Source organism: Desulfuromonas sp. (assembly GCA_002869615.1).
Taxonomy (GTDB): domain Bacteria; phylum Desulfobacterota; class Desulfuromonadia; order Desulfuromonadales; family UBA2294; genus BM707.
This window is the reverse complement of record PKUH01000095.1, coordinates 43,076-61,120: the sequence shown is the minus strand read 5'-3', so window position 1 is coordinate 61,120 and position 18,045 is coordinate 43,076. Positions and strand designations below refer to the sequence as shown.

The 18,045-nt window shown below is 51.5% G+C and carries 17 protein-coding genes; 11 read left to right on the top strand and 6 right to left on the bottom strand.

Annotated elements, in window-relative coordinates; genetic code table 11:
* Positions 1–4: 4 nt before the first annotated feature.
* The 5 genes from C0623_09640 (at position 5) to C0623_09620 (ending at position 4,873) form a co-directional block, all read left to right on the top strand.
* Positions 5–1,915, top strand: coding sequence for a hypothetical protein (locus C0623_09640; protein PLX99327.1), 1,911 nt, complete (start codon positions 5–7; stop codon positions 1,913–1,915).
* Positions 1,916–1,962: 47 nt separating this feature from the next.
* Positions 1,963–2,457 carry a hypothetical protein gene (locus tag C0623_09635; protein PLX99326.1) on the top strand — a complete coding sequence of 165 codons (495 nt, stop codon included), beginning with the start codon at positions 1,963–1,965 and terminating at the stop codon, positions 2,455–2,457.
* Positions 2,458–2,544: 87 nt separating this feature from the next.
* Positions 2,545–2,886 (top strand): pilus assembly protein PilZ, encoded by a 342-nt coding sequence (locus C0623_09630; protein PLX99325.1) that lies wholly within the window; start codon positions 2,545–2,547, stop codon positions 2,884–2,886.
* Between the two features lie 20 nt (positions 2,887–2,906).
* Entirely contained in the window at positions 2,907–3,533 is a 627-nt protein-coding gene (locus C0623_09625; GenBank protein ID PLX99324.1) for a uracil phosphoribosyltransferase, read from the top strand.
* Positions 3,534–3,559: 26 nt separating this feature from the next.
* Positions 3,560–4,873, top strand: coding sequence for a uracil permease (locus C0623_09620; protein ID PLX99395.1), 1,314 nt, complete (start codon positions 3,560–3,562; stop codon positions 4,871–4,873).
* A gap of 38 nt (positions 4,874–4,911) precedes the next feature.
* Here C0623_09620 and C0623_09615 read toward each other — a convergent pair whose 3' ends face one another.
* A complete protein-coding gene (locus C0623_09615; GenBank protein ID PLX99323.1) occupies positions 4,912–5,553 on the bottom strand; it encodes a hypothetical protein in 642 nt (213 codons plus the stop codon).
* 145 nt (positions 5,554–5,698) lie between these two features.
* Between C0623_09615 and C0623_09610 the strand changes: the two genes are divergently transcribed.
* Positions 5,699–5,878 carry a hypothetical protein gene (locus tag C0623_09610; GenBank protein PLX99322.1) on the top strand — a complete coding sequence of 60 codons (180 nt, stop codon included), beginning with the start codon at positions 5,699–5,701 and terminating at the stop codon, positions 5,876–5,878.
* A 234-nt stretch (positions 5,879–6,112) separates the two neighbouring features.
* Here the strand turns inward: C0623_09610 and C0623_09605 are convergent, their stop codons facing one another.
* The 5 genes from C0623_09605 to C0623_09585 all read right to left on the bottom strand — a co-directional run bounded on the left by C0623_09605 (position 6,113) and on the right by C0623_09585 (position 11,993).
* Entirely contained in the window at positions 6,113–7,495 is a 1,383-nt protein-coding gene (locus C0623_09605; GenBank protein PLX99321.1) for a radical SAM protein, read from the bottom strand.
* Between the two features lie 65 nt (positions 7,496–7,560).
* The gene (locus C0623_09600) at positions 7,561–9,093 is read right to left on the bottom strand and encodes a methionine--tRNA ligase (protein PLX99320.1); all 1,533 of its coding nucleotides are present in this window, start codon (positions 9,091–9,093) and stop codon (positions 7,561–7,563) included.
* 16 nt (positions 9,094–9,109) lie between these two features.
* Complete coding sequence (locus C0623_09595; GenBank protein PLX99319.1) at positions 9,110–10,291, bottom strand: hypothetical protein; 1,182 nt, start codon at positions 10,289–10,291, stop codon at positions 9,110–9,112.
* Between the two features lie 86 nt (positions 10,292–10,377).
* A complete protein-coding gene (holB, locus tag C0623_09590) occupies positions 10,378–11,346 on the bottom strand; it encodes a DNA polymerase III subunit delta' (protein PLX99318.1) in 969 nt (322 codons plus the stop codon).
* Complete coding sequence (locus tag C0623_09585; protein ID PLX99317.1) at positions 11,343–11,993, bottom strand: dTMP kinase; 651 nt, start codon at positions 11,991–11,993, stop codon at positions 11,343–11,345. The genes holB and C0623_09585 overlap by 4 nt, the downstream gene beginning before the upstream one ends.
* Before the next feature lie 193 nt (positions 11,994–12,186).
* Here C0623_09585 and rnc point away from each other — a divergent pair, with 193 nt between their 5' ends.
* The 5 genes from rnc (at position 12,187) to C0623_09560 (ending at position 18,031) form a co-directional block, all read left to right on the top strand.
* On the top strand, positions 12,187–12,891 hold the full coding sequence (gene rnc / locus C0623_09580; GenBank protein ID PLX99316.1) for a ribonuclease III: 705 nt from the start codon (positions 12,187–12,189) through the stop codon (positions 12,889–12,891).
* A gap of 3 nt (positions 12,892–12,894) precedes the next feature.
* On the top strand, positions 12,895–13,911 hold the full coding sequence (locus C0623_09575; protein PLX99315.1) for a radical SAM protein: 1,017 nt from the start codon (positions 12,895–12,897) through the stop codon (positions 13,909–13,911).
* A gap of 2 nt (positions 13,912–13,913) precedes the next feature.
* On the top strand, positions 13,914–14,813 hold the full coding sequence (locus C0623_09570; protein PLX99314.1) for a GTPase Era: 900 nt from the start codon (positions 13,914–13,916) through the stop codon (positions 14,811–14,813).
* A 42-nt stretch (positions 14,814–14,855) separates the two neighbouring features.
* Complete coding sequence (locus C0623_09565; GenBank protein PLX99313.1) at positions 14,856–16,175, top strand: ribosome biogenesis GTPase Der; 1,320 nt, start codon at positions 14,856–14,858, stop codon at positions 16,173–16,175.
* Positions 16,176–16,282: 107 nt separating this feature from the next.
* The gene (locus C0623_09560; GenBank protein ID PLX99312.1) at positions 16,283–18,031 is read left to right on the top strand and encodes a hypothetical protein; all 1,749 of its coding nucleotides are present in this window, start codon (positions 16,283–16,285) and stop codon (positions 18,029–18,031) included.
* Positions 18,032–18,045 lie beyond the last annotated feature (14 nt).

The following is an 18,045-nucleotide window of genomic DNA, read 5'->3' as shown; positions in this document are numbered from 1 at the left end:
GTGAATGAAAAAAATAAAGAAAATCCTCCTGATCAGCGGCGGCCTGCTGGTTGTGCTGTTGGTTGCCCTGATTCTGCTGGTAAATGTTTTAATTACCCCGGAACGGGTGCGTGAAACCGTGCTGCCGCTGGCCGAGGATGCACTCCAGCGCAAGGTCTCCATCGGTGACATTCAGATCAGCCTTTTCTCCGGAATCACCCTGCAAGATCTTGATATCGCCAGGAAGGATGGCAACGGATCTTTTATTGCCGCCGAGAACGTGGTTTTGCGTTACAGTCTGCTCTCCCTGCTCATGCTGAAGGTTGAAATTGACGAAGCCTCCCTGGTCAGGCCCCGCTTTGAAGTTGTTCGTTATGACGATGGTTCATTCAACTTCAGTGACCTGATCGATGAAAAAAATCATTCCGGGGAGGTTTCTCCGGGGACGGTAACGCCGGAAACGGGGAGTGCGCCTGTCGATGTCCAGGTCTCACGCATCGGTGTAACTGATGGCCGTCTGCTTTTTATCGACCATGCAGCTGTCGGCGGCCCGATCCGGCACGAGGTGTCAGCGTTTAATTTCAACGCCAGCAACGTGGCCGTCGACAGCCCCTTTCCGATTGATCTCAGCGCCATCTGGAATGAAAATACGCTCGGGTTGCATGGGAAAATCAACCCGGTCGCCGCAGGCGGTGATCTTGAAGCAACTTTCAATCGGGTCAAGGTCCTTGTTGCCGGTGCCATGTCAAATCAAAAAATCAAGGCGACTGTTGAACTTCCGAAAACAACGTTTGCCGACATTTTCGAATCAATTCCGGATGAGTATGCTCCCGATATTGATACTGCAGACTTTAAGGGGAGTATTCAGGTCCTGATCCGGATCGATGATGATGTCGTCGAAACTTCCGATTTTGTTGCCAGGATCAATGGTCAGGTTCTTAAACTTGAACTGTCAGCCAGTAACCTCTTTGACGAGATCATTAAGATCCGGTTCTCCTGTAATAGCGAGTCAATAAATATTGATGAAATTTTGCCGCCGACTGATGAGGGGCCTGCCACCGGTTCCGGTGGTGAATCAAATAGCAAAGCTGAAGAGATCGGACCCTTTTCAATCCCGGTCGATCTGGTCGGGGATGTCCGCATAGACAGTATCGTTTATAATCAGATCCCTCTCAGGAATTTACAGCTTAATGTTACTCTGAAAAACAACATTCTGCTGATCAATAACCTTTCAGCGGCTGTCGCCGATGGAGAATTTAAAGAAACGGCAAAAATCAATCTTGGCGCAAAGGGGTTTGTCTATGATACCCGGATCGACCTCAAGGGGGTCAATGGTGGGGAAATAATAAAGCTGGTCAAGCCCGAATTGGCCGATTCTGTTGAAGGTGTGCTGGCCGGCCAGCTTAATCTTGCCGGAACGGGAACGGTACCGGAAACGATCAAGAAAACGATTTCGGGAGAGGGGCTGTTTACCCTGGCTCAGGGCAAACTGCAGAATATCCCGGCACTCGATTCAACTGCGACGCTGCTCGGTATTGGCGAGATGCGCAAGATTATCTTGGATGACGGTGATATTGCGTTGACGATTCAAAACGGCGAGGTGGAACTTCGCAGTATGATTGACGGACCGACTACACGATTGTCAACTTCCGGGATTATCGGTTTGAGCGGGCGTATGGACATCCATTCACGCGTTGCCCTGTCTCCCGAACTGGGAGGACGGTTGCACGAAAATGGAAAGCTGACCCGTTATCTCGGAGATGAAAATGGCTGGACTTCGGTGCCGCTCCGGATCAAGGGCGATTACAGCTCCCCTGAGGTCAGTCTTGACCGCAGCGGCCTTAAAAAACAGGCGGAAGAAGTAGTCAGGAAGAAGGTTCAGGAAAAACTGGAAGAGAAGTTACAAAACAGGTTGCAAGATATATTCGGCAAGTAAACTATTACCTATTGGGCCTTAACCCATCTTTTAATGAAGGAGTCTGTATGTCCGGTTTGACAGAATTTAGTGGATTTGAAGTGATTCGCGCTGCCATGGAAGTTGAGAATAACGGACATCGGTTTTATTCAACGATGTCTGAAAAAGCTGTTAATGAACTCGCCAGGGATATTTTCTCATCTCTGGCCCAGGATGAAATTCAGCATCTAAAAACGCTTGAATCATTGGTTCCCAAGTATGAAGATGGTGCGTTCTGGGACGATGAGGAGGAATTTCTGCCATATCTACAACGGTTCCGGGACAAGGAGATTTTTCCGTCAGCCGAACGCCTCGAGCAAGCCCTGCAAGAGAACGACCCCGATATCAGTGCACTGGGTCTGGCGATTGAGGCAGAGGAGAAGTTTTCTGAATATTTCCATGTAGCAGCAAAACACGCCCGTACGTCGGAAGGTCGTGAAGCTTTTCACTGGCTGGCTAAAGAAGAAGACCGACATGCCGCCATTCTCAGGGAACGTAAGGAGAAAATTCTTGCCGAAAGATAATTAAAAGAGCGCATTGAGCGCTCTTTTTTTGTACTTTTTTTAATGATGTAGTATGTTTATCGTCATTTAATTTTATGAGGAGTGTTTATGGGGCACGACAAAAGAAAAGATGCTCGTTATCGCAAACGTTTGACGCTTAAATTCGGTACAGGCGATGATGTTAGCCGGGTCGGATTTACAGAAGATATCTCCGAGACGGGCATTTTTATTCGCTCAACAGCTCCGGTTGCACCTAATACGATATTGACAGTCGAAATTACGACACTAAAAGAGGAAAAAATTCTTCTTAGAGGGCGCATTATGTGGGCCAAAAAGGTCCCGCAGAACATGATGCACCGCATCAAAGGCGGGATGGGGCTCCTGATTACCGAATTTATTGAGAATGAAGAGATCTATCGTCTGCTGTGTGAGTATCGTAGAAATCTATAATAATCTTCTGGAGATTTTACATGCCCGTTCATGAAGTGAAACATCCGCTGGTCAGGCACAAGCTTGGTCTGATGCGGCGTGAAAGTATCAGTACGAAAAATTTCCGTGAACTTGCCTCCGAGGTCGCTCGACTTCTGACTTATGAGGCGACCAGCGATCTGCCCACCGAAGAGGAGCAGGTGCCGGGCTGGGCCGGACCGGTCACGGTTCATAAAATTAAAGGAAAAAAGATCACTGTTGTTCCGATTTTGCGGGCCGGCCTTGGCATGATGGACGGGGTGCTCGATCTGATCCCGAGCGCCAAGGTCAGCGTCGTCGGGCTCTACCGCAACGAAGAAACCCTTGAACCGGTGACCTATTTTGAAAAACTGGCCGGCAAGATGGAAGATCGGACAGCCCTGATCCTCGACCCGATGCTGGCAACGGGTGGCAGTCTGATCGCAACCATCAACATGCTTAAGGAGGCTGGTTGCAAGAACATCAAGGGGCTTTTCCTGGTCGCGGCACCGGAAGGGATCGCCCGTCTTGATCAAACCCACCCTGATGTTGATCTTTACGTCGCCTCGATCGATGATTGTCTCAATGATGTCGGTTATATTCTGCCCGGCCTCGGTGATGCCGGCGATAAAATTTTTGGTACCAAATAAACAGGAGTAGAGGAATTATGAGTCAGATCCCAATTTCATCCACAGAATATAATTTCAGGGGCAGGGATTGTATCGTCGGTGCCCAGATGCTGTTTGTTGCTTTTGGCGCCCTGGTCCTGGTGCCATTACTGACCGGGCTTAACCCGAACGTGGCACTATTCACTGCCGGTATCGGAACACTTGTGTTTCAGCTGATTACCCGGGGACAGGTTCCGATCTTTCTCGCTTCAAGTTTTGCCTTTATTGCGCCGATAATCCATGGAGTGAATACCTGGGGCATTCCGGGAACTATGTGCGGTTTGCTGGCGGCCGGTCTCCTCTACATGTTGTTGAGTGCGGTTATCCGCGTTTTCGGTTCCGGAATTCTTCATAAAATTTTACCCCCGGTTGTGACCGGCCCGGTCATTATGGTCATCGGTCTGGTGCTGGCGCCGGTTGCGGTTCACATGGCTTCGGGACGGACCGGTGACGGCTCGGCCTGGCTGGTGCCGGAGACGACTGCGTTTATCATAGCCGGCATTTCTCTTGTTGCGACAATTCTTGTTTCTCTGCTGGGGAGAGGTCTGTTCAGACTGATTCCTATCCTTTGCGGTATTGCTGCCGGCTATCTTGCATCAATTGTTCTTGACGTTTCCGGCGTTTCGGCATCGATACAGGGGACTTTTAATCCCGGTGATCTTAAGAACTGGACCGGCCCGGCTCTGATCTCCTTGCAGAAAGTTGCCGAGGCTCCGTGGTTTGCGATGCCTGATTTTACTTTTCCGGAATGGAATTTCGAGGCGATTCTGTTTATCGTTCCGGTCGCCATTGCTCCGGCGATTGAGCATTTTGGCGACATTCTTGCGATCGGCAATATTACCGGAAAGGATTATATGGAAAAACCGGGCATCCAGAAAACCATGCTGGGTGACGGTGTGGCGACGAGCCTGGCGGCTTTTCTCGGCGGTCCTCCGAATACAACTTATTCCGAGGTCTCCGGTGCTGTTGCCCTGACCCGTTCTTTTAATCCGGCGATCATGACCTGGGCGGCGATTGCCGCAATCCTTCTTGCATTCATCGGGAAGCTCGGCGGTTTTCTCAATACCATCCCGGTGCCGGTGATGGGCGGAATCATGGTTTTGTTGTTCGGTGCAATTACCGTGATTGGGATTAACACCCTGGTCAGGGCCGGAGAAGATCTGATGGAGCCGCGCAACCTGGCGATTGTGGCGATTATCCTGGTTTTCGGCATCGGCGGCATGAGCTTTGATTTTGCAGTTGTCAAGCTGGGCGGAATTGGTCTTGCGGGCATTGTCGGAGTCATACTCAACCTGGTGTTGCCAAAGAGCGCTTCGCGGTAGCGATTCAATCTTGGAAAACTGCCGTTCTGCAGCTTTTTTTAAGGCAGCTTTGTACGCAGGTCAGATATTTTGTCAAGGAACTGTTCGAGGGTGCCATCGTTCTGTACAATGTGGTCCCATTCAGAGTAATCATCAAGAGACGTTTCACTGGCGTGGTTGCCGGCGCCGGCGAATCCGGGGCGCTCAATCTTGACAATCAATCCACCCAATCCTTTGAGGGTCTTCAGTTCATTGTTGAAGCGGATATCATCGACCAGAATGTTGGTTTTTTCGAGGTCGTAACTTTTTACCTTGTTGGCCCAGGCCGAGGTCCAATAGTCGGGATCCTGCTCTCTCCTGTATTCGGTTCCCCACCACTGGAGAATACGCCTGACAGTTATCGCCGTCCGGTCGTCCCGGTCCTGAATCTCCTGATGTTCCGAGATGAAGTGATTCCACTTGGGGCAGTTAGCGAGGGCCCGGCTGGTGTCAACGTAAAAGGTTTTGACCTTGTCGTCCTGACATCCGTAAACAAGGGGCGTGTACTCCGTCGCCCCGATCAGCTCAAGGAAGTTTTCTACTTCCTCGCGCAAGAGTTGGGCCATCGGAATTATTTGAAAGGGACCGGTCAGGAGAGGGGCCAGGTGTTTTGCTGCAGTCGTTTTTCCGGAGGCTGCTTTTCCGGCAAAGCCAATGATCATAACGAACTCTCCCGACTCTTTAATATTCCGACGAGTTTACTGGATTTCCCGGCCGGGTTCAATCGATGATTTAAGGGAATCTGTATTAAACGAATTGACCTTGATCGAATAGACGTTAATCTTATACAAAAAGAGGAGGTTAAAAATGACAGAAAACAGTTGTACTAATCCTGAAGAACATTGTGATCTTCATGCATGCCAATTGCAGTACAAGGAGATGAATCCCGAGATTGAGAAGCGATTTGAAGACCCGAAATTCGCCTGTGCCAACTGCGGGGTCAAGGTGCATTCGGCGGCCAATGTCTGTGTCCCTAAAGAATTATAAGCCAGTCCCGTCCACGCGTAAAAAGGGCTGCCCCGGGTTGTTTGCCGGGGCAGCCCTTTTGTTTTGCGGAAATTGACTTCGATCAATGTCGGGAACTGATATTCTGTTAGTATGAAAGCATGAACGGTGTCAGTGAAATAGCTCTGCTTGTTCTTATCTGGTCGATGACGTTGATCGGTCTTTTTTTCGGGGTCCGCGCCTTTATCCGGAAAAGGAAGAAATAGCCAACCATCTTTATCCGAGATCGTTATATTCCCTTGGTCGGAATGCGACGCCAAGTTCATCGGCGACTTTGCGGCAAGCATCAATGTCGAGGCCGGGCAGGGCGACTGCGGTTGCCGTTACTGAAGGGATTGTTTTCTTCGCCTCGACGAGAAACGCCCTGATTGCTTCATAGCCTTTTTCTCCGAAATCTGACTGACAATACTTCTGGTAAGTTGTTGCATCGGCGGCATTGAGTGAAATCGATATGGCATCGACCAGACTACTCAACTCCGGCAGGATATTGCGTCCATAAACGAGATTGGCCTGACCGTCGCTATTGATCCGGACTCTTTTCCCTTCTTTTTTCAGCCAGGCGGCTATTTCTTTCACCAGGTCAAGTCTTAACAGGGGTTCGCCGTAGCCGCAAAAGACGACTTCGTCAAATTGCGCCGGGTCGCCAATGGCGGCAATAACCTCGGAAAGGTCCGGTTCATGCTCTAGACAGAGTTGATGCCCCTTGACGGTAAAATCCCTGAATTTTGCGCAAAACGTACACTTGTTGGTGCAACGATTGGTAATGTTGAGGTACAGCGAATGCCGGATGACGTAGGCGATCTTTGCCGACTGGTCTATCCGGCCAATTCCGAAAAGTCGATGTGTGTTCAGAGATGTGACGCGCGCAACATCCTCGAAAGTCAGGCCCTTGATTTCGGCAAGCAGCTCTGCCGTCGTCCTGACATAAGCCGGTTCATTCCTTTTGCCGCGCCATTTCTGGGGTGCGAGGTAAGGGCAATCGGTTTCCACCAGCGCCACATCGATCGGCAAGGCCCGGGCGATGGCACGGAGTTCATCATTCTTCGGATAGGTCAGGGTCCCGGGAAATGAAATATAAAAGCCGAGATCGATACAGGCTCGGGCCATCTTCAGGTTGCCGCTAAAACAGTGGAGAACACCGCCGACATCACTGGCCTTTTCATCCTTGAGAATCGCGACGGTTTCGTCGTGGGCGTCGCGGTCATGAATAATCAGGGGTAACTTGAGGTCGCGGGCCAGGCGAACCTGTTTGCGGAAAGCTTCGCGCTGAGCCGGTCTGGGTGCATTATCCCGGAAGAAATCGAGTCCGGTTTCGCCGATGGCAACAACTTTTCCGATCGAGGTTGCCATCTGCCTAAGTTCTTCGATTGCCTTGTCATCGGCGTTTGCGGCGTCGTGCGGGTGAATTCCGACCGAAGCGTAAATGTTGGGGTAGCGTAGCGCCAGATCGATGCTTTTACGTGAGCTTTCAAGGTCACAACCGATCGTCAGGATGTATTCGACGTCATTTTCGCTGGCCCGCTGTATGACTTGATCAAGGTCGTCGGTGAATTTACTGCCGTCAAGATGAGCGTGTGAATCAACGAGGGTGTATTTCATGCCTGCACCAATAACTAAGGGGCGCCTCGGCACCCCTCTTTAGTAAGAATAATTCCTGTTTCGGTTCAGTCCGCTTCAATCCGTGGGAACAAGGGGAGGGCCTTGTCGATTTTGGTGCCGGCCTGCAGCCCGCCCCATTCAAAGAGGGCGTCATCACGAATGGCGTCAGGATCTCCACCGAGTATGCTGATAATATTTTGACCGGTCGTCGGCATGAACGGAGTTGTGAACAGGGCTATCAACCGAACAGCCTCAAGCAGGTTGTACATGACGGTTCCGAGGCGCTCTTTTTGTGTATCGTCCTTGGCCAGGGCCCAGGGGGCGGTATCGTCAATATACTTGTTCGCTGCTGACACCAGTTCCCAGATCGACTGTAATGCCTTGTTGAAGGCGAGATCATCCATCTGTTTATCGACAACCGGAATCGTATCGGCAAACTTCTGGCTGAGTGTCTGGTCGATTTCATCGACCGGGCCTGATTCTGGTAAAACCCCGGCAAAATACTTGTTGAGCATCGCCGTCGAGCGGCTGACCAGATTACCCAGATCGTTGGCAAGGTCGGAATTAATGCGATGTACCAGGGCCGAGTGGGAGAAGTCACCGTCAAGGCCGAACGGAACTTCGCGCATCAGAAAGTAACGAATCGCATCGACACCGTATTTGTCGACCAGCATGTTCGGCTCGACGACGTTGCGCAGCGATTTGCTCATTTTCTGGCCCTCGACTGTCCACCAGCCATGGGCTAAAACTTTTTCCGGCAAGGGGAGGCCTGCGGCGAGCAGAAAGGTCGGCCAGTAAACGGTGTGAAAGCGGAGGATGTCTTTGCCGATGACATGGGCAGTACAGGGCCAGAAATCTTTAAAGTTCCCGTCCGGATCGTCCGGAAAACCGAGCGCCGAAATATAGTTGGTCAGGGCGTCGAACCAGACGTAGATAACATGTTTGTCATTGCCCGGTACCGGTATCCCCCAGTTGAACGTTGTCCGTGAAATCGACAGGTCGCGCAACCCTTCCTTGATAAAACTGAGGATTTCGTTGCGACGGGATCGCGGCTGGATAAATTCAGGATTCTCCTCGATATGCCTGAGCAGTGCGTCCTGGTATTTGCTCATCCTGAAGAAATAGGATTCTTCTTTAAGCTTGTCGGTTTTGCGACCGCAATCAGGGCAGTTCCCATCGAGTAACTGTGTTTCGGTCCAGAAAGTTTCGCATGGAGTACAATACCAGTCGACATATTCGCCGAGATAAATATCCCCTTTTGTCTCGATCCGTCGGAAGATTTCCTCAACCGCTTTCTTGTGCCGTTCCTGGGTCGTGCGGATGAAATCGGTATGGTCGATATCGAGTTTATCCCATAACGACTGGAACCGCTTGACCACCCGGTCGGCGAGTTCAAGCGGGGTTTCACCGTTGGCCTGGGCTGCTTTTTCTACCTTCTGGCCGTGCTCGTCGGTGCCGGTCAGGAAAAAGACCTTGTAGCCGCGCTCACGCTTGTAGCGGGACAGGACATCGCAGGCGATTGTCGTGTAGGCGTGTCCGATATGCGGCACGTCGTTCACGTAATATATCGGTGTTGTAATATAAAAATGCTTGTCCATTTAATCTGCTCCTGCTTCAGGACTTGTCATTGTTTTCCGGTTTTGGTCCGCTCCGCCTGCGCCTTCTGCGCCGACGCTTCTTTTGCTCTCCCGATGGTGCAGAGTTGTTATTGTCTGCCTGCTTATCCTCATTTTTTTGCTGCCGTTTAGTCTCTTCAGACGGTGTCGATTTTTCCTTGTGTTCCGGTTTGTTCTCTTTTCCGCTTTTACCGGAATTGTCGGGCGAATTGCCACCGCCGCCGGATGGCTTGCGCCGCCGCCGCCGGCGTTTTCTTTTCGGTCTGTCGCTGTCGTCATTATCGTCTGCCGGGATTTCCTTTTTGCTTTCGGCTTTCGGTTTTGGCTCGTTCCGGACCATGATCTCGGGGGGAGCTTCTTGTTCAGGCAATTTCCCGGTCGACTGGAGTTCAGTGAACTGCTCTTTGCTCAACTTGAGGAAACGACCATCTTCAATCCTCAGGCTTACTACCTGCCTCAGAATATCGAGCTCGGTGACCTGGGCATTCAGACCGTCTGCTGTTAATTTAAGTCCATTCTTCGGCATCCCCTTGCGCATCATGCGGTATGTTTCATATTCGTAACTGAGGCAGCAGAGAAGTCGACCGCACTGGCCGGAGATTTTGTTCGGGTTGAGCGCCAGTTGCTGCTCTTTGGCCATTTTGACCGAAACCGGCGTGAAATCAGTCAGGAAGCTGCAGCAGCAAAGAGCCTGTCCGCAGATCCCGAGACCGCCGATCAATTTTGCTTCGTCCCGAACCCCGATCTGGCGCATTTCGATTCGTGTATGGAAATGATGGGCAAGGTCCTTGACCAGTTCACGGAAATCGACACGGTTGTCGGCGGTGAAGTAGAATATGATCTTTGAGCCGTCAAAAAGATATTCCGCCTTGACCATCTTCATCGCCATGTTTCGCTCAATGACCTTGGATTTGCAGTAACGCAAGGCATCTTCTTCGCGCTCAGCATTGGTCGAAGCCAGTTGGAGGTCCTCCTCTGTGGCTATTCTGAGGACATTTTTCAGCTCTCTGTTTTCGGAAGTCTGGTCGATCTCGGTCGGTTCAACGACAACGGACCCGAGGGCTCGCCCGCGATCGGTTTCAACAATAACCTGATCGCCTGCTTTGAGCTCAATCTCCCGGGCGTTGAAGTTGTAGTGTTTGCCGGCTGTGCGGAATTTAATTGTTGCAACACGCGTCATATCAAATCTTCACTTCTGATTAGTTGAATTCTGAACCTGAGATAAGACCATTTTGCCGACTGATTGTCAACACCCGTCAGCGTAATCTAGGCCGCAAGGCGAAGGAGTAAAACTTCAAGGTTCAGCTGGGCATTAACATTGCGATCAAGGTTCTTTTGCCCGGTCATAAGCGCTTCCAGTTTGCGTAACAGTTGCGGGGTGTCTTCACGTCCACCGACCCGCCGTATTTTTTCCAGCAGATCTATGTTGACCAGGGCATCGTCGGGTCGTCCCATCCGGTACAGTAACAGGTCCCGATAGAACGAAATCAGAATTTCAAACAGATCCGGGATAAGTTCCTTGTCGCTCGCCAGTTCACGGGCAAGTTCGAGGAGCGGCAGGATGCTCCCGCGGGAAAGCCCGGTTACGCTTTTAAGAATTTCCCGTCTTTTTTCCAGGTAGAAATCGTCATCCCGGCCGAGGGCGCTGTGAAAGCTTCCTTCAGCTAGAGCCGCCAGTATATGTGCCGCATCCGGGCCGATGTCTCTTTTTTCAAGAAGCGCCTCTTCAATGCGTTGTTGCGGCAGTCTTGAAAATGGTAGCCGTTGGCAACGAGAAAGGACCGTCGACAACATGGCTTCCGGGTGTGAGCAGAGAAGGATAATCAGGGTGTTGGCGGTCGGTTCTTCAAGTGTTTTAAGAAGTGCGTTGGCGGCGGCCCGGTTCATCCGGTCGGCATCATCAAGGAGGCAAATTTTCTTCTCGGCTTCCAGGGGCCTGAATGAGAGGTCTTTTTGTAAATTGCGGATCTGGTCTATCTTGATTTGTGGGCCGTCCGGTTCGAAAATATGCAAGTCCGGATGGTTGTTATGGTCTACCTTTCGGCACGGCGGGCATTCGCCGCAGCCATTCCTGTTCTCACAGAATACAGCCCGGGCCAGGCTAAGAGCCATCAGGCGCTTGCCAATACCTTCAGGGCCTTCAAAAAGATAAGCGTGTGCCAGGCGTTCGGAGGATAATGCCCGGCGCAGAATATCTTTCTGCCGATCGTGTCCGATGATCTGAGCAAAGGTCATACGGTTTTCATATCCTCAAGGAATGACTGTAAAACGATTCTGATCCGCGCTGCGACTTCTTCAACAGGGCCGTCGGCTTCAACCTTCCGGATTCGTGGGAACTTATGTTCAAGGGCCAGGTAGCCGATCCTCACCCGGTGGTGAAACGCAAGGGCTTCCTTTTCAAATCGGTCTTCGTCGGGACCGGTCGTGTCGGCGTTGCGCTGCCGGGCTCTTTTTATTCCGCTTTCCGGTGGGAAATCGAGCAGGATCGTCAGGTCCGGCGCTACACCGCGGGTTGCCAAATGGTTCAGTTCTTCAATCAGCTCGATTGAAAGACCGCGTCCGTAACCCTGATAAGCAAGGGTTGCATCGGTGAAGCGGTCACATAAAACCGGTTTGCCTTCGGCCAGTGCCGGCTGAATCCTTTCGGCCATGTGCTGGGCCCGGGCCGCCGCGTAGAGCAGCAACTCGGTTCGTTCATCCATGTCCTTATTGGCTGAATCGAGAAGTGTGCTTCTGATCTGATCGGCTATCGGGCAGCCGCCCGGCTCACGTGTCACCACGATGGGGCGTTCAAACTCATTTTCGAGCCATTGCCTGGCCAGCTCAATCTGGGTCGTTTTGCCCGAACCCTCGATCCCTTCAAAGGTTATAAAAAAAGACATCTGTATCTCTTGCTCTCCGGCTGTACGGAGTGGCGTTGGCCGTCGTTTGGGAAATATCCGGTCAGCCATTATATGTAGCGAAAGTTTCTGAAGCAAGAGGAAAGGTTTTCCGGACAAGGCTTCTATTGAACATCGGAGGAAGTATCAGTATACTGATCGAAATGTCTGTATTAACATCAAAAAACGGATTTTCATGCTGATTGATTTCGACGCGAATATCGATAGACTCCAGAACCGGGTCGGATACCGTTTTCGGCAACCCGGTTTTTTGCTCGAGGCATTGACGCACAAGTCGTTCAGCAACGAACGTCCGGACATTGCCCAGGTGCATAATGAGCGTCTCGAATTCCTAGGCGATGCCGTACTTGACCTTGTCATCAGTCAACGGACTTTTCTCGATTACCCTGATCTGCCAGAGGGTGAATTAACCCGCATTCGGGCAGAACTGGTTCGTGAAAAGAACCTGGCTGATGTCGGTCGTCGTTTTGAGATCGGTAGCTGTCTTAAAATGGGCAGGGGCGAGCGCCGGAGCGGCGGTGTGGACAAGGATAGTATCCTCGCCAACGCGGTCGAAGCTTTTTTTGGTGCCTTGTTTCTCGATGGCGGGTACGATCAGGCGCAATCGGTTATTGAGAGTGTATTCCGGGATGAGATTGTCTTAGCGGTGCGGAACGAATTTGATGTTGATCATAAGACCAGGTTGCAGGAGTTCTGTCAGCGGATCCATCGTCAAACCCCCGATTATGTTCTGGTCGATGAAACCGGCCCTGATCATCAGCGCCACTACACCGTTGAGGTGCATCTTAAGGGCAAAAAAATCAGTAGCGGGGAAGGTCGCTCAAAAAAACTTGCAGAAAAGGACGCGGCCCGGGCTGCTCAGGCAGAACTGGATCGTTAACTGATGAGAATCCTTCCGATATTTATCCCCCACGCAGGCTGCGCCGAGGCCTGCGTCTTCTGTAGTCAGACCCGGACCAGCGCCGTTTCCGGCATGCCGGATCCTGAAGAGACCAGAAACCTTATTGAACAGTCCCTGGTCGCCGGACCGATCGATCAGGTTGCTTTCTACGGTGGCTCTTTCACCGCTTTGCCGTCTGATGAAATAGCCGCCTGGCTCGGTCTGGTCCAGCCCTACATTAAACGTGGCGTTGTCGGCGGGATTCGCCTCTCAACCCGACCTGATGCACTTGATAAGACGATGATTTTGCAGTTGAAATCAGCATCGGTCACGACGATTGAACTCGGCTGTCAGTCATTCTCTGATAAGGTCCTTGACAGTTCCGGACGTGGGCACAGCGCCGCTGATTCGGTTCGGGCCGCTGTCATGATTCGTACCGGCGGCATTCAGCTCGGCCTTCAGCTGATGCCCGGCCTGCCCGGATCGAGCCGGTCGGAAGCACTTTCGTCATTAGATCAGGCATTGGCATTGGCTCCGGATTTCCTCAGAATTTACCCGACCGTTGTTCTTGCCGGAACGGCTCTGGCCAATCTCTGGCGGCAGGGAGGTTACACGCCGCTTTCTCTCGAAGAGGCGGTCAGTATTTGTACTGAAATAGCGCTGATCTGTCGGCAGGCTGATGTGCCGATAATTCGCTTCGGCCTACAGTCGAACAGTGGACTTGATTCGGAAGCCGTATTGGCCGGGCCATATCATCCGGCATTCGGCCAACTGGTTCGGTCGCGGTTATGGCTGTCGGCGCTCGAGTCACTGGCAAACGAAAGGTTCACGTCGGTATCTGTCCATCCGCACGATTTTTCCGATGCAATCGGACATCGTCGTTGCAATCTGGAACGACTGCAGCAGCGCGGGAACAACTTCTCGATAGAATGTGACTCACAGGTTGAGAAGGGCTTTATTGCTGTCGGTTGCCAGGCACGACCTGTAGCCGAAGTGAGCCGTTTGAACTTCAGAAGGTGAACATGGGAAATGACACGAAATATAAATCGGGGTTTGTCTCGATCGTTGGCCGTCCGAACGTCGGAAAATCAACGTTGCTGAACCGGATTCTTGGCCAGAAAATCGCGATTACCAGTAATAAGCCGCAAACAACCCGCAACCGCATTCTCGGGATAGAGTCGCGTGCCGACGGGCAGATTCTGTTCATTGATACTCCGGGTATTCATCGACCGACCGGCAAGCTGAACAGGTATATGGTTGACCAGGCCCTTCAGGCCTGCCGCGGCGTTGATCTGGTCTTCTTTCTGGTAGAGGCGATGGAGAAGCCGGGTGGCGGCGACCGGTTCGTACTCGATATCCTGCGGCAAAGCGGCTGTAAAGTATTTCTGGTTATCAACAAGGTCGATCTCGTTAAAAGGGAAAATTTATTGCCGCTGATCGATCATTATTCAAAGCTTCATGATTTTGTTGAAATTGTTCCGATATCAGCGGCAACCGGGGAGGGCGTCGCGCCGTTGATCGATACCTGCATGGAATATCTTCCAAATGGTCCACGTTATTACCCGGATGATATGGTCACCGACTTGCCGGAACGTTTTATCGTCGCCGAAATGGTTCGTGAACAGTTACTGTTGCAGACGCGTGACGAAATTCCGTACGGTGTCGCGGTTGAAGTCGAGAGTTTTGAAGAAAAGATGGATAAGGGCCTGATTGTCATTGGTGCCGTAATTCATGTCGAACGTGATGCCCATAAACGGATCATTCTCGGCAAGAATGGCAGTCGGATACGTGCTGTCGGTCAGTCTGCGCGGAAGGAGATTGAATCCTTTCTTGACAGTCGTGTTTATCTGGAGCTTTTTGTCCATGTTCAGAAAAACTGGACCGATTCGGTCGGGCAGCTGCGCCGCTTCGGTTATGAGTAGTATTCTGGAATTTTTACTGAAAGAGTAGGTAGAGTAAACTCAATGAAACCAATTGTTGCCATCGTCGGCCGCCCAAATGTCGGCAAGTCGACTCTTTTTAATCGGATACTCGGTGAGCGCCGCGCTATCGTCGAAGATTTTCCGGGTGTGACCCGAGACCGGAATTATGCTGATGTCAATCGTTATGACAGGTCATTTACGTTGATCGATACCGGCGGTTTTGAGCCAGTCAGCGAAGAAAGGCTTCTGGTGCAGATGCGCGAGCAGTCGCAGTTGGCAATTGAAGAAGCGGATTTGATTCTGTTTGTCATGGATGGCCGCGAGGGGGTGACACCTTCCGATCACGAGGTTGTTAACATGCTGCGCCGGGTCGAGAAACCGGTGCTGTATGTCGTGAATAAAATTGACGGTGATCGACAGGAGGAGAATGTTGCCGAGTTTTATGAGATCGGTGCTGAATTGTTGTATCCTCTTTCGGCTGAACATGGCCGGGGAATTCACGGCCTGATGGATCAGGTTCTTGCCAGTCTGCCGCCGGGAGATGAGGATGATGAGCGTGACAGTGAGACAAGGCTGGCTATCATCGGCCGGCCCAATGTCGGAAAGTCTTCTCTCGTCAACCGGTTGCTCGGCAAGGAGCGGGTCGTGGCCAATCCGGTTGCCGGAACCACCCGGGACAGTATCGACTCGGTCTTTACTTATAATAAAAAGGATTATGTTCTGATCGATACTGCCGGCATAAGGCGCAAGGGAAAGGTCAGCCAGCGGCTCGAGAAGTTCAGTGTCGTACAGGCGTTGAAGGCAATGGATCGGGCGCATGTCGTTCTGACCGTTGTTGATGCTTCAGAGGGGGTTTCGGAGCAGGACCTGACGGTTGCCGGATATGCCTACGAGAAAGGGCGAGCAGTTGTTCTGGTCGTCAATAAGTGGGATCTGCTCGATAAGGATCATCAGACAATGGGGAGCTATCTCAAGGATTTGCGGTACCGCTTCAGGTTTCTGGGTGACGTCCCGGTTCTTTTCGTTTCGGCGTTGACCGGCCAGCGCGTCAGCAAGATCATGGCTGAAGTCGAAGCGGTCGCTGAAGAGTTTAACCGAAAGGTATCGACGAGTAAGCTGAACCGGGTTTTGCAGGATGCGGTCGAAGCCCATCAACCATCTATTTATCGGGGGAAACGGTTGAAGTTCTTTTACATCACCCAGACCGCAGTCCGGCCTCCGACATTCATGGTTTTTGTCAACAAGGCTGAAGGGGTTCATTTCTCTTATCGAAGATATCTCGACAATAAGATTCGGGAGGCGTTCGGCTTTAGCGGCGTGCCTTTTCGGGTGCATTACCGTGACCGGGAAAGGGCCGGTTAATTTACTTTACTTGCACTGTTTGCTGTATTATTATGTTTTCTTGTTTAATATCCGCCTCTTAGGCGTTGTTTTTCCTCCGGACACGGAGTCAGTTGCCAGGAGTAGAAATGAGTTTGGTCGGAAACCTTGAGGACCTGGGTCTGGGTGAAATTCTTCAGATTGTCAGCCTCAGCCGCAAATCGGGTATTTTAACCCTCGAAAGTGTTGGCCGGGAAGGTAAGGTGACTTTCCTTGAGGGTCAGGTTATTCGTGCGACGACCAGTGCCAGTAAGGTTAATCTTGGAGATATGCTGGTCCGGCACAACCTGGTTGACCTGGAGACGCTGAAGAAGGCTCTCTTTATCCAGCGAAACTCTGACAGCCCGCCTCGTCTCGGTGCGATCCTTTCAGAAAAGTTCGGTGTTTCGGCCGAAAAAATAGAGGAAGTTGCCAAAGAGCAGATCGAGAAAATTGTTTACGGTTTTTTTGCCTGGAATGAAGGAACCTTTTCATTCCAGCTAGGTGAGCCGGCAGAGCTCGCTTCAGGTAGTGTCAATCCGCTGCAACTCATGCTGGACCAGGGGTTGAATCCGCAATGGCTGGCCATGGAGGGGAGCCGTCTGCTTGACGAAAAACGGCATGCTGGCGAGTCGGTCGAAATAGAAGAAGAAGAGTCAATCGTTGATCTTGTAGATCTGCTTGGCGATGAACTGGCGGCTGAAATCTCCGAGGAGTCGGCACCGGCGGCTTCGTCGGTTGAAGATCTGGAGGTTGATGATCAGCCTGCAGTAGAGGAAAAGCCGACCGGTCCACCCCTTTTTCTTGTTGATGACGATCAGTTGACCGCCCAGGTGGTCGCTCGTCAGATGCGCGATCTGAACCTTGATGTTTCGGTCTTTACCTCATCGAAGGACTATCTCAAGGCGCTCGAATCTGCTGTTGCCAATGGCGCAAAGCCCTACCTGCTGATTGACCTTATTATGCCAAAGCTCGATGGGAGCGGAATTTCAGGCGGCATTGAAGTTGTCAAGATTGTTCGCGAGAAATATCCTGATCTGGTTATTATGCTGATGAGCGATCAGGTTACTTCCGAACTCGAACAGAAACTCGTGCCGCTCAATCTCGGGGCGCTCGTTCTCAAGCCAAAGAAAAGCCATCTTGGCGATGATCAGGGCAAGCAGGTTCTTGCCGAAATGGCGCAATTGATTTCGCAGGTTATCGGCACAGACGATATGCCGCTGGCTTCAGCCCAGGAAGTCGTACGGTCTGCCGAAACCGGCATCAATTTTGGCGCTGAATTGCTTGAGGAGGTCAACGATGCGGAGCTTCAGGCCAAGCCAACCCGGATCGAGCCGACCCCCGGAATTCATCTGCTCGGTGGCATGCTACAGGAACTGAATAACCCGGCGCTCGGCGGTGGGATTATCCTTCTGGTACTCCGTTTTGCCAGCGAGTTGATGAATCGTGCTGTTATCTTCTTTGTCAAAGCTGACGAAATTGTCGGTCTCGGTCAGTTCGGTCTCGATCTCGAAAAGGGTAACCCCGATGATATGGTTCGTCGAATCAAGGTGCCAACAAACGTTGATTCGATCTTCCAGAGGGCATTGCAGGAGCGTACGCCAAAACATACAGCTTTTGGCGAAGGCGAGTGGGACAATTACCTGGTCAGTCAACTCGGCGGAGAACGGCCGAATGATATCTTTGTCGGTCCGATTTTGAGTGAGGGGAGCGTTGTCGCGGTTATTTACGGCGACAACCTGCCGGAGCATAAACCGGTTGGTGATACCGAATCACTTGAGATTTTTTTGTCGCAGGCAGGTATGGCAATGGAGCGTGCCCTGCTTGAGCGGCGGATGAAGGATGGCCAGGCAGTTTAATGAAATATGATTTG

What these genes read in the sequence shown, in the direction of transcription:
- C0623_09625 (PLX99324.1), top strand. Translation starts at nt 2,907, where the DNA reads ATGCCCGTTCATGAAGTGAAACATCCGCTGGTCAGGCACAAGCTTGGT.
- holB (PLX99318.1), bottom strand. Translation starts at nt 11,346, where the DNA reads ATGACCTTTGCTCAGATCATCGGACACGATCGGCAGAAAGATATTCTG.
- C0623_09610 (PLX99322.1), top strand. Translation starts at nt 5,699, where the DNA reads ATGACAGAAAACAGTTGTACTAATCCTGAAGAACATTGTGATCTTCAT.
- C0623_09630 (PLX99325.1), top strand. Translation starts at nt 2,545, where the DNA reads ATGGGGCACGACAAAAGAAAAGATGCTCGTTATCGCAAACGTTTGACG.
- C0623_09565 (PLX99313.1), top strand. Translation starts at nt 14,856, where the DNA reads ATGAAACCAATTGTTGCCATCGTCGGCCGCCCAAATGTCGGCAAGTCG.
- C0623_09600 (PLX99320.1), bottom strand. Translation starts at nt 9,093, where the DNA reads ATGGACAAGCATTTTTATATTACAACACCGATATATTACGTGAACGAC.
- C0623_09635 (PLX99326.1), top strand. Translation starts at nt 1,963, where the DNA reads ATGTCCGGTTTGACAGAATTTAGTGGATTTGAAGTGATTCGCGCTGCC.
- C0623_09575 (PLX99315.1), top strand. Translation starts at nt 12,895, where the DNA reads ATGAGAATCCTTCCGATATTTATCCCCCACGCAGGCTGCGCCGAGGCC.
- C0623_09615 (PLX99323.1), bottom strand. Translation starts at nt 5,553, where the DNA reads ATGATCATTGGCTTTGCCGGAAAAGCAGCCTCCGGAAAAACGACTGCA.
- C0623_09585 (PLX99317.1), bottom strand. Translation starts at nt 11,993, where the DNA reads ATGTCTTTTTTTATAACCTTTGAAGGGATCGAGGGTTCGGGCAAAACG.
- C0623_09560 (PLX99312.1), top strand. Translation starts at nt 16,283, where the DNA reads ATGAGTTTGGTCGGAAACCTTGAGGACCTGGGTCTGGGTGAAATTCTT.
- rnc (PLX99316.1), top strand. Translation starts at nt 12,187, where the DNA reads ATGCTGATTGATTTCGACGCGAATATCGATAGACTCCAGAACCGGGTC.
- C0623_09570 (PLX99314.1), top strand. Translation starts at nt 13,914, where the DNA reads ATGGGAAATGACACGAAATATAAATCGGGGTTTGTCTCGATCGTTGGC.
- C0623_09640 (PLX99327.1), top strand. Translation starts at nt 5, where the DNA reads ATGAAAAAAATAAAGAAAATCCTCCTGATCAGCGGCGGCCTGCTGGTT.
- C0623_09595 (PLX99319.1), bottom strand. Translation starts at nt 10,291, where the DNA reads ATGACGCGTGTTGCAACAATTAAATTCCGCACAGCCGGCAAACACTAC.
- C0623_09605 (PLX99321.1), bottom strand. Translation starts at nt 7,495, where the DNA reads ATGAAATACACCCTCGTTGATTCACACGCTCATCTTGACGGCAGTAAA.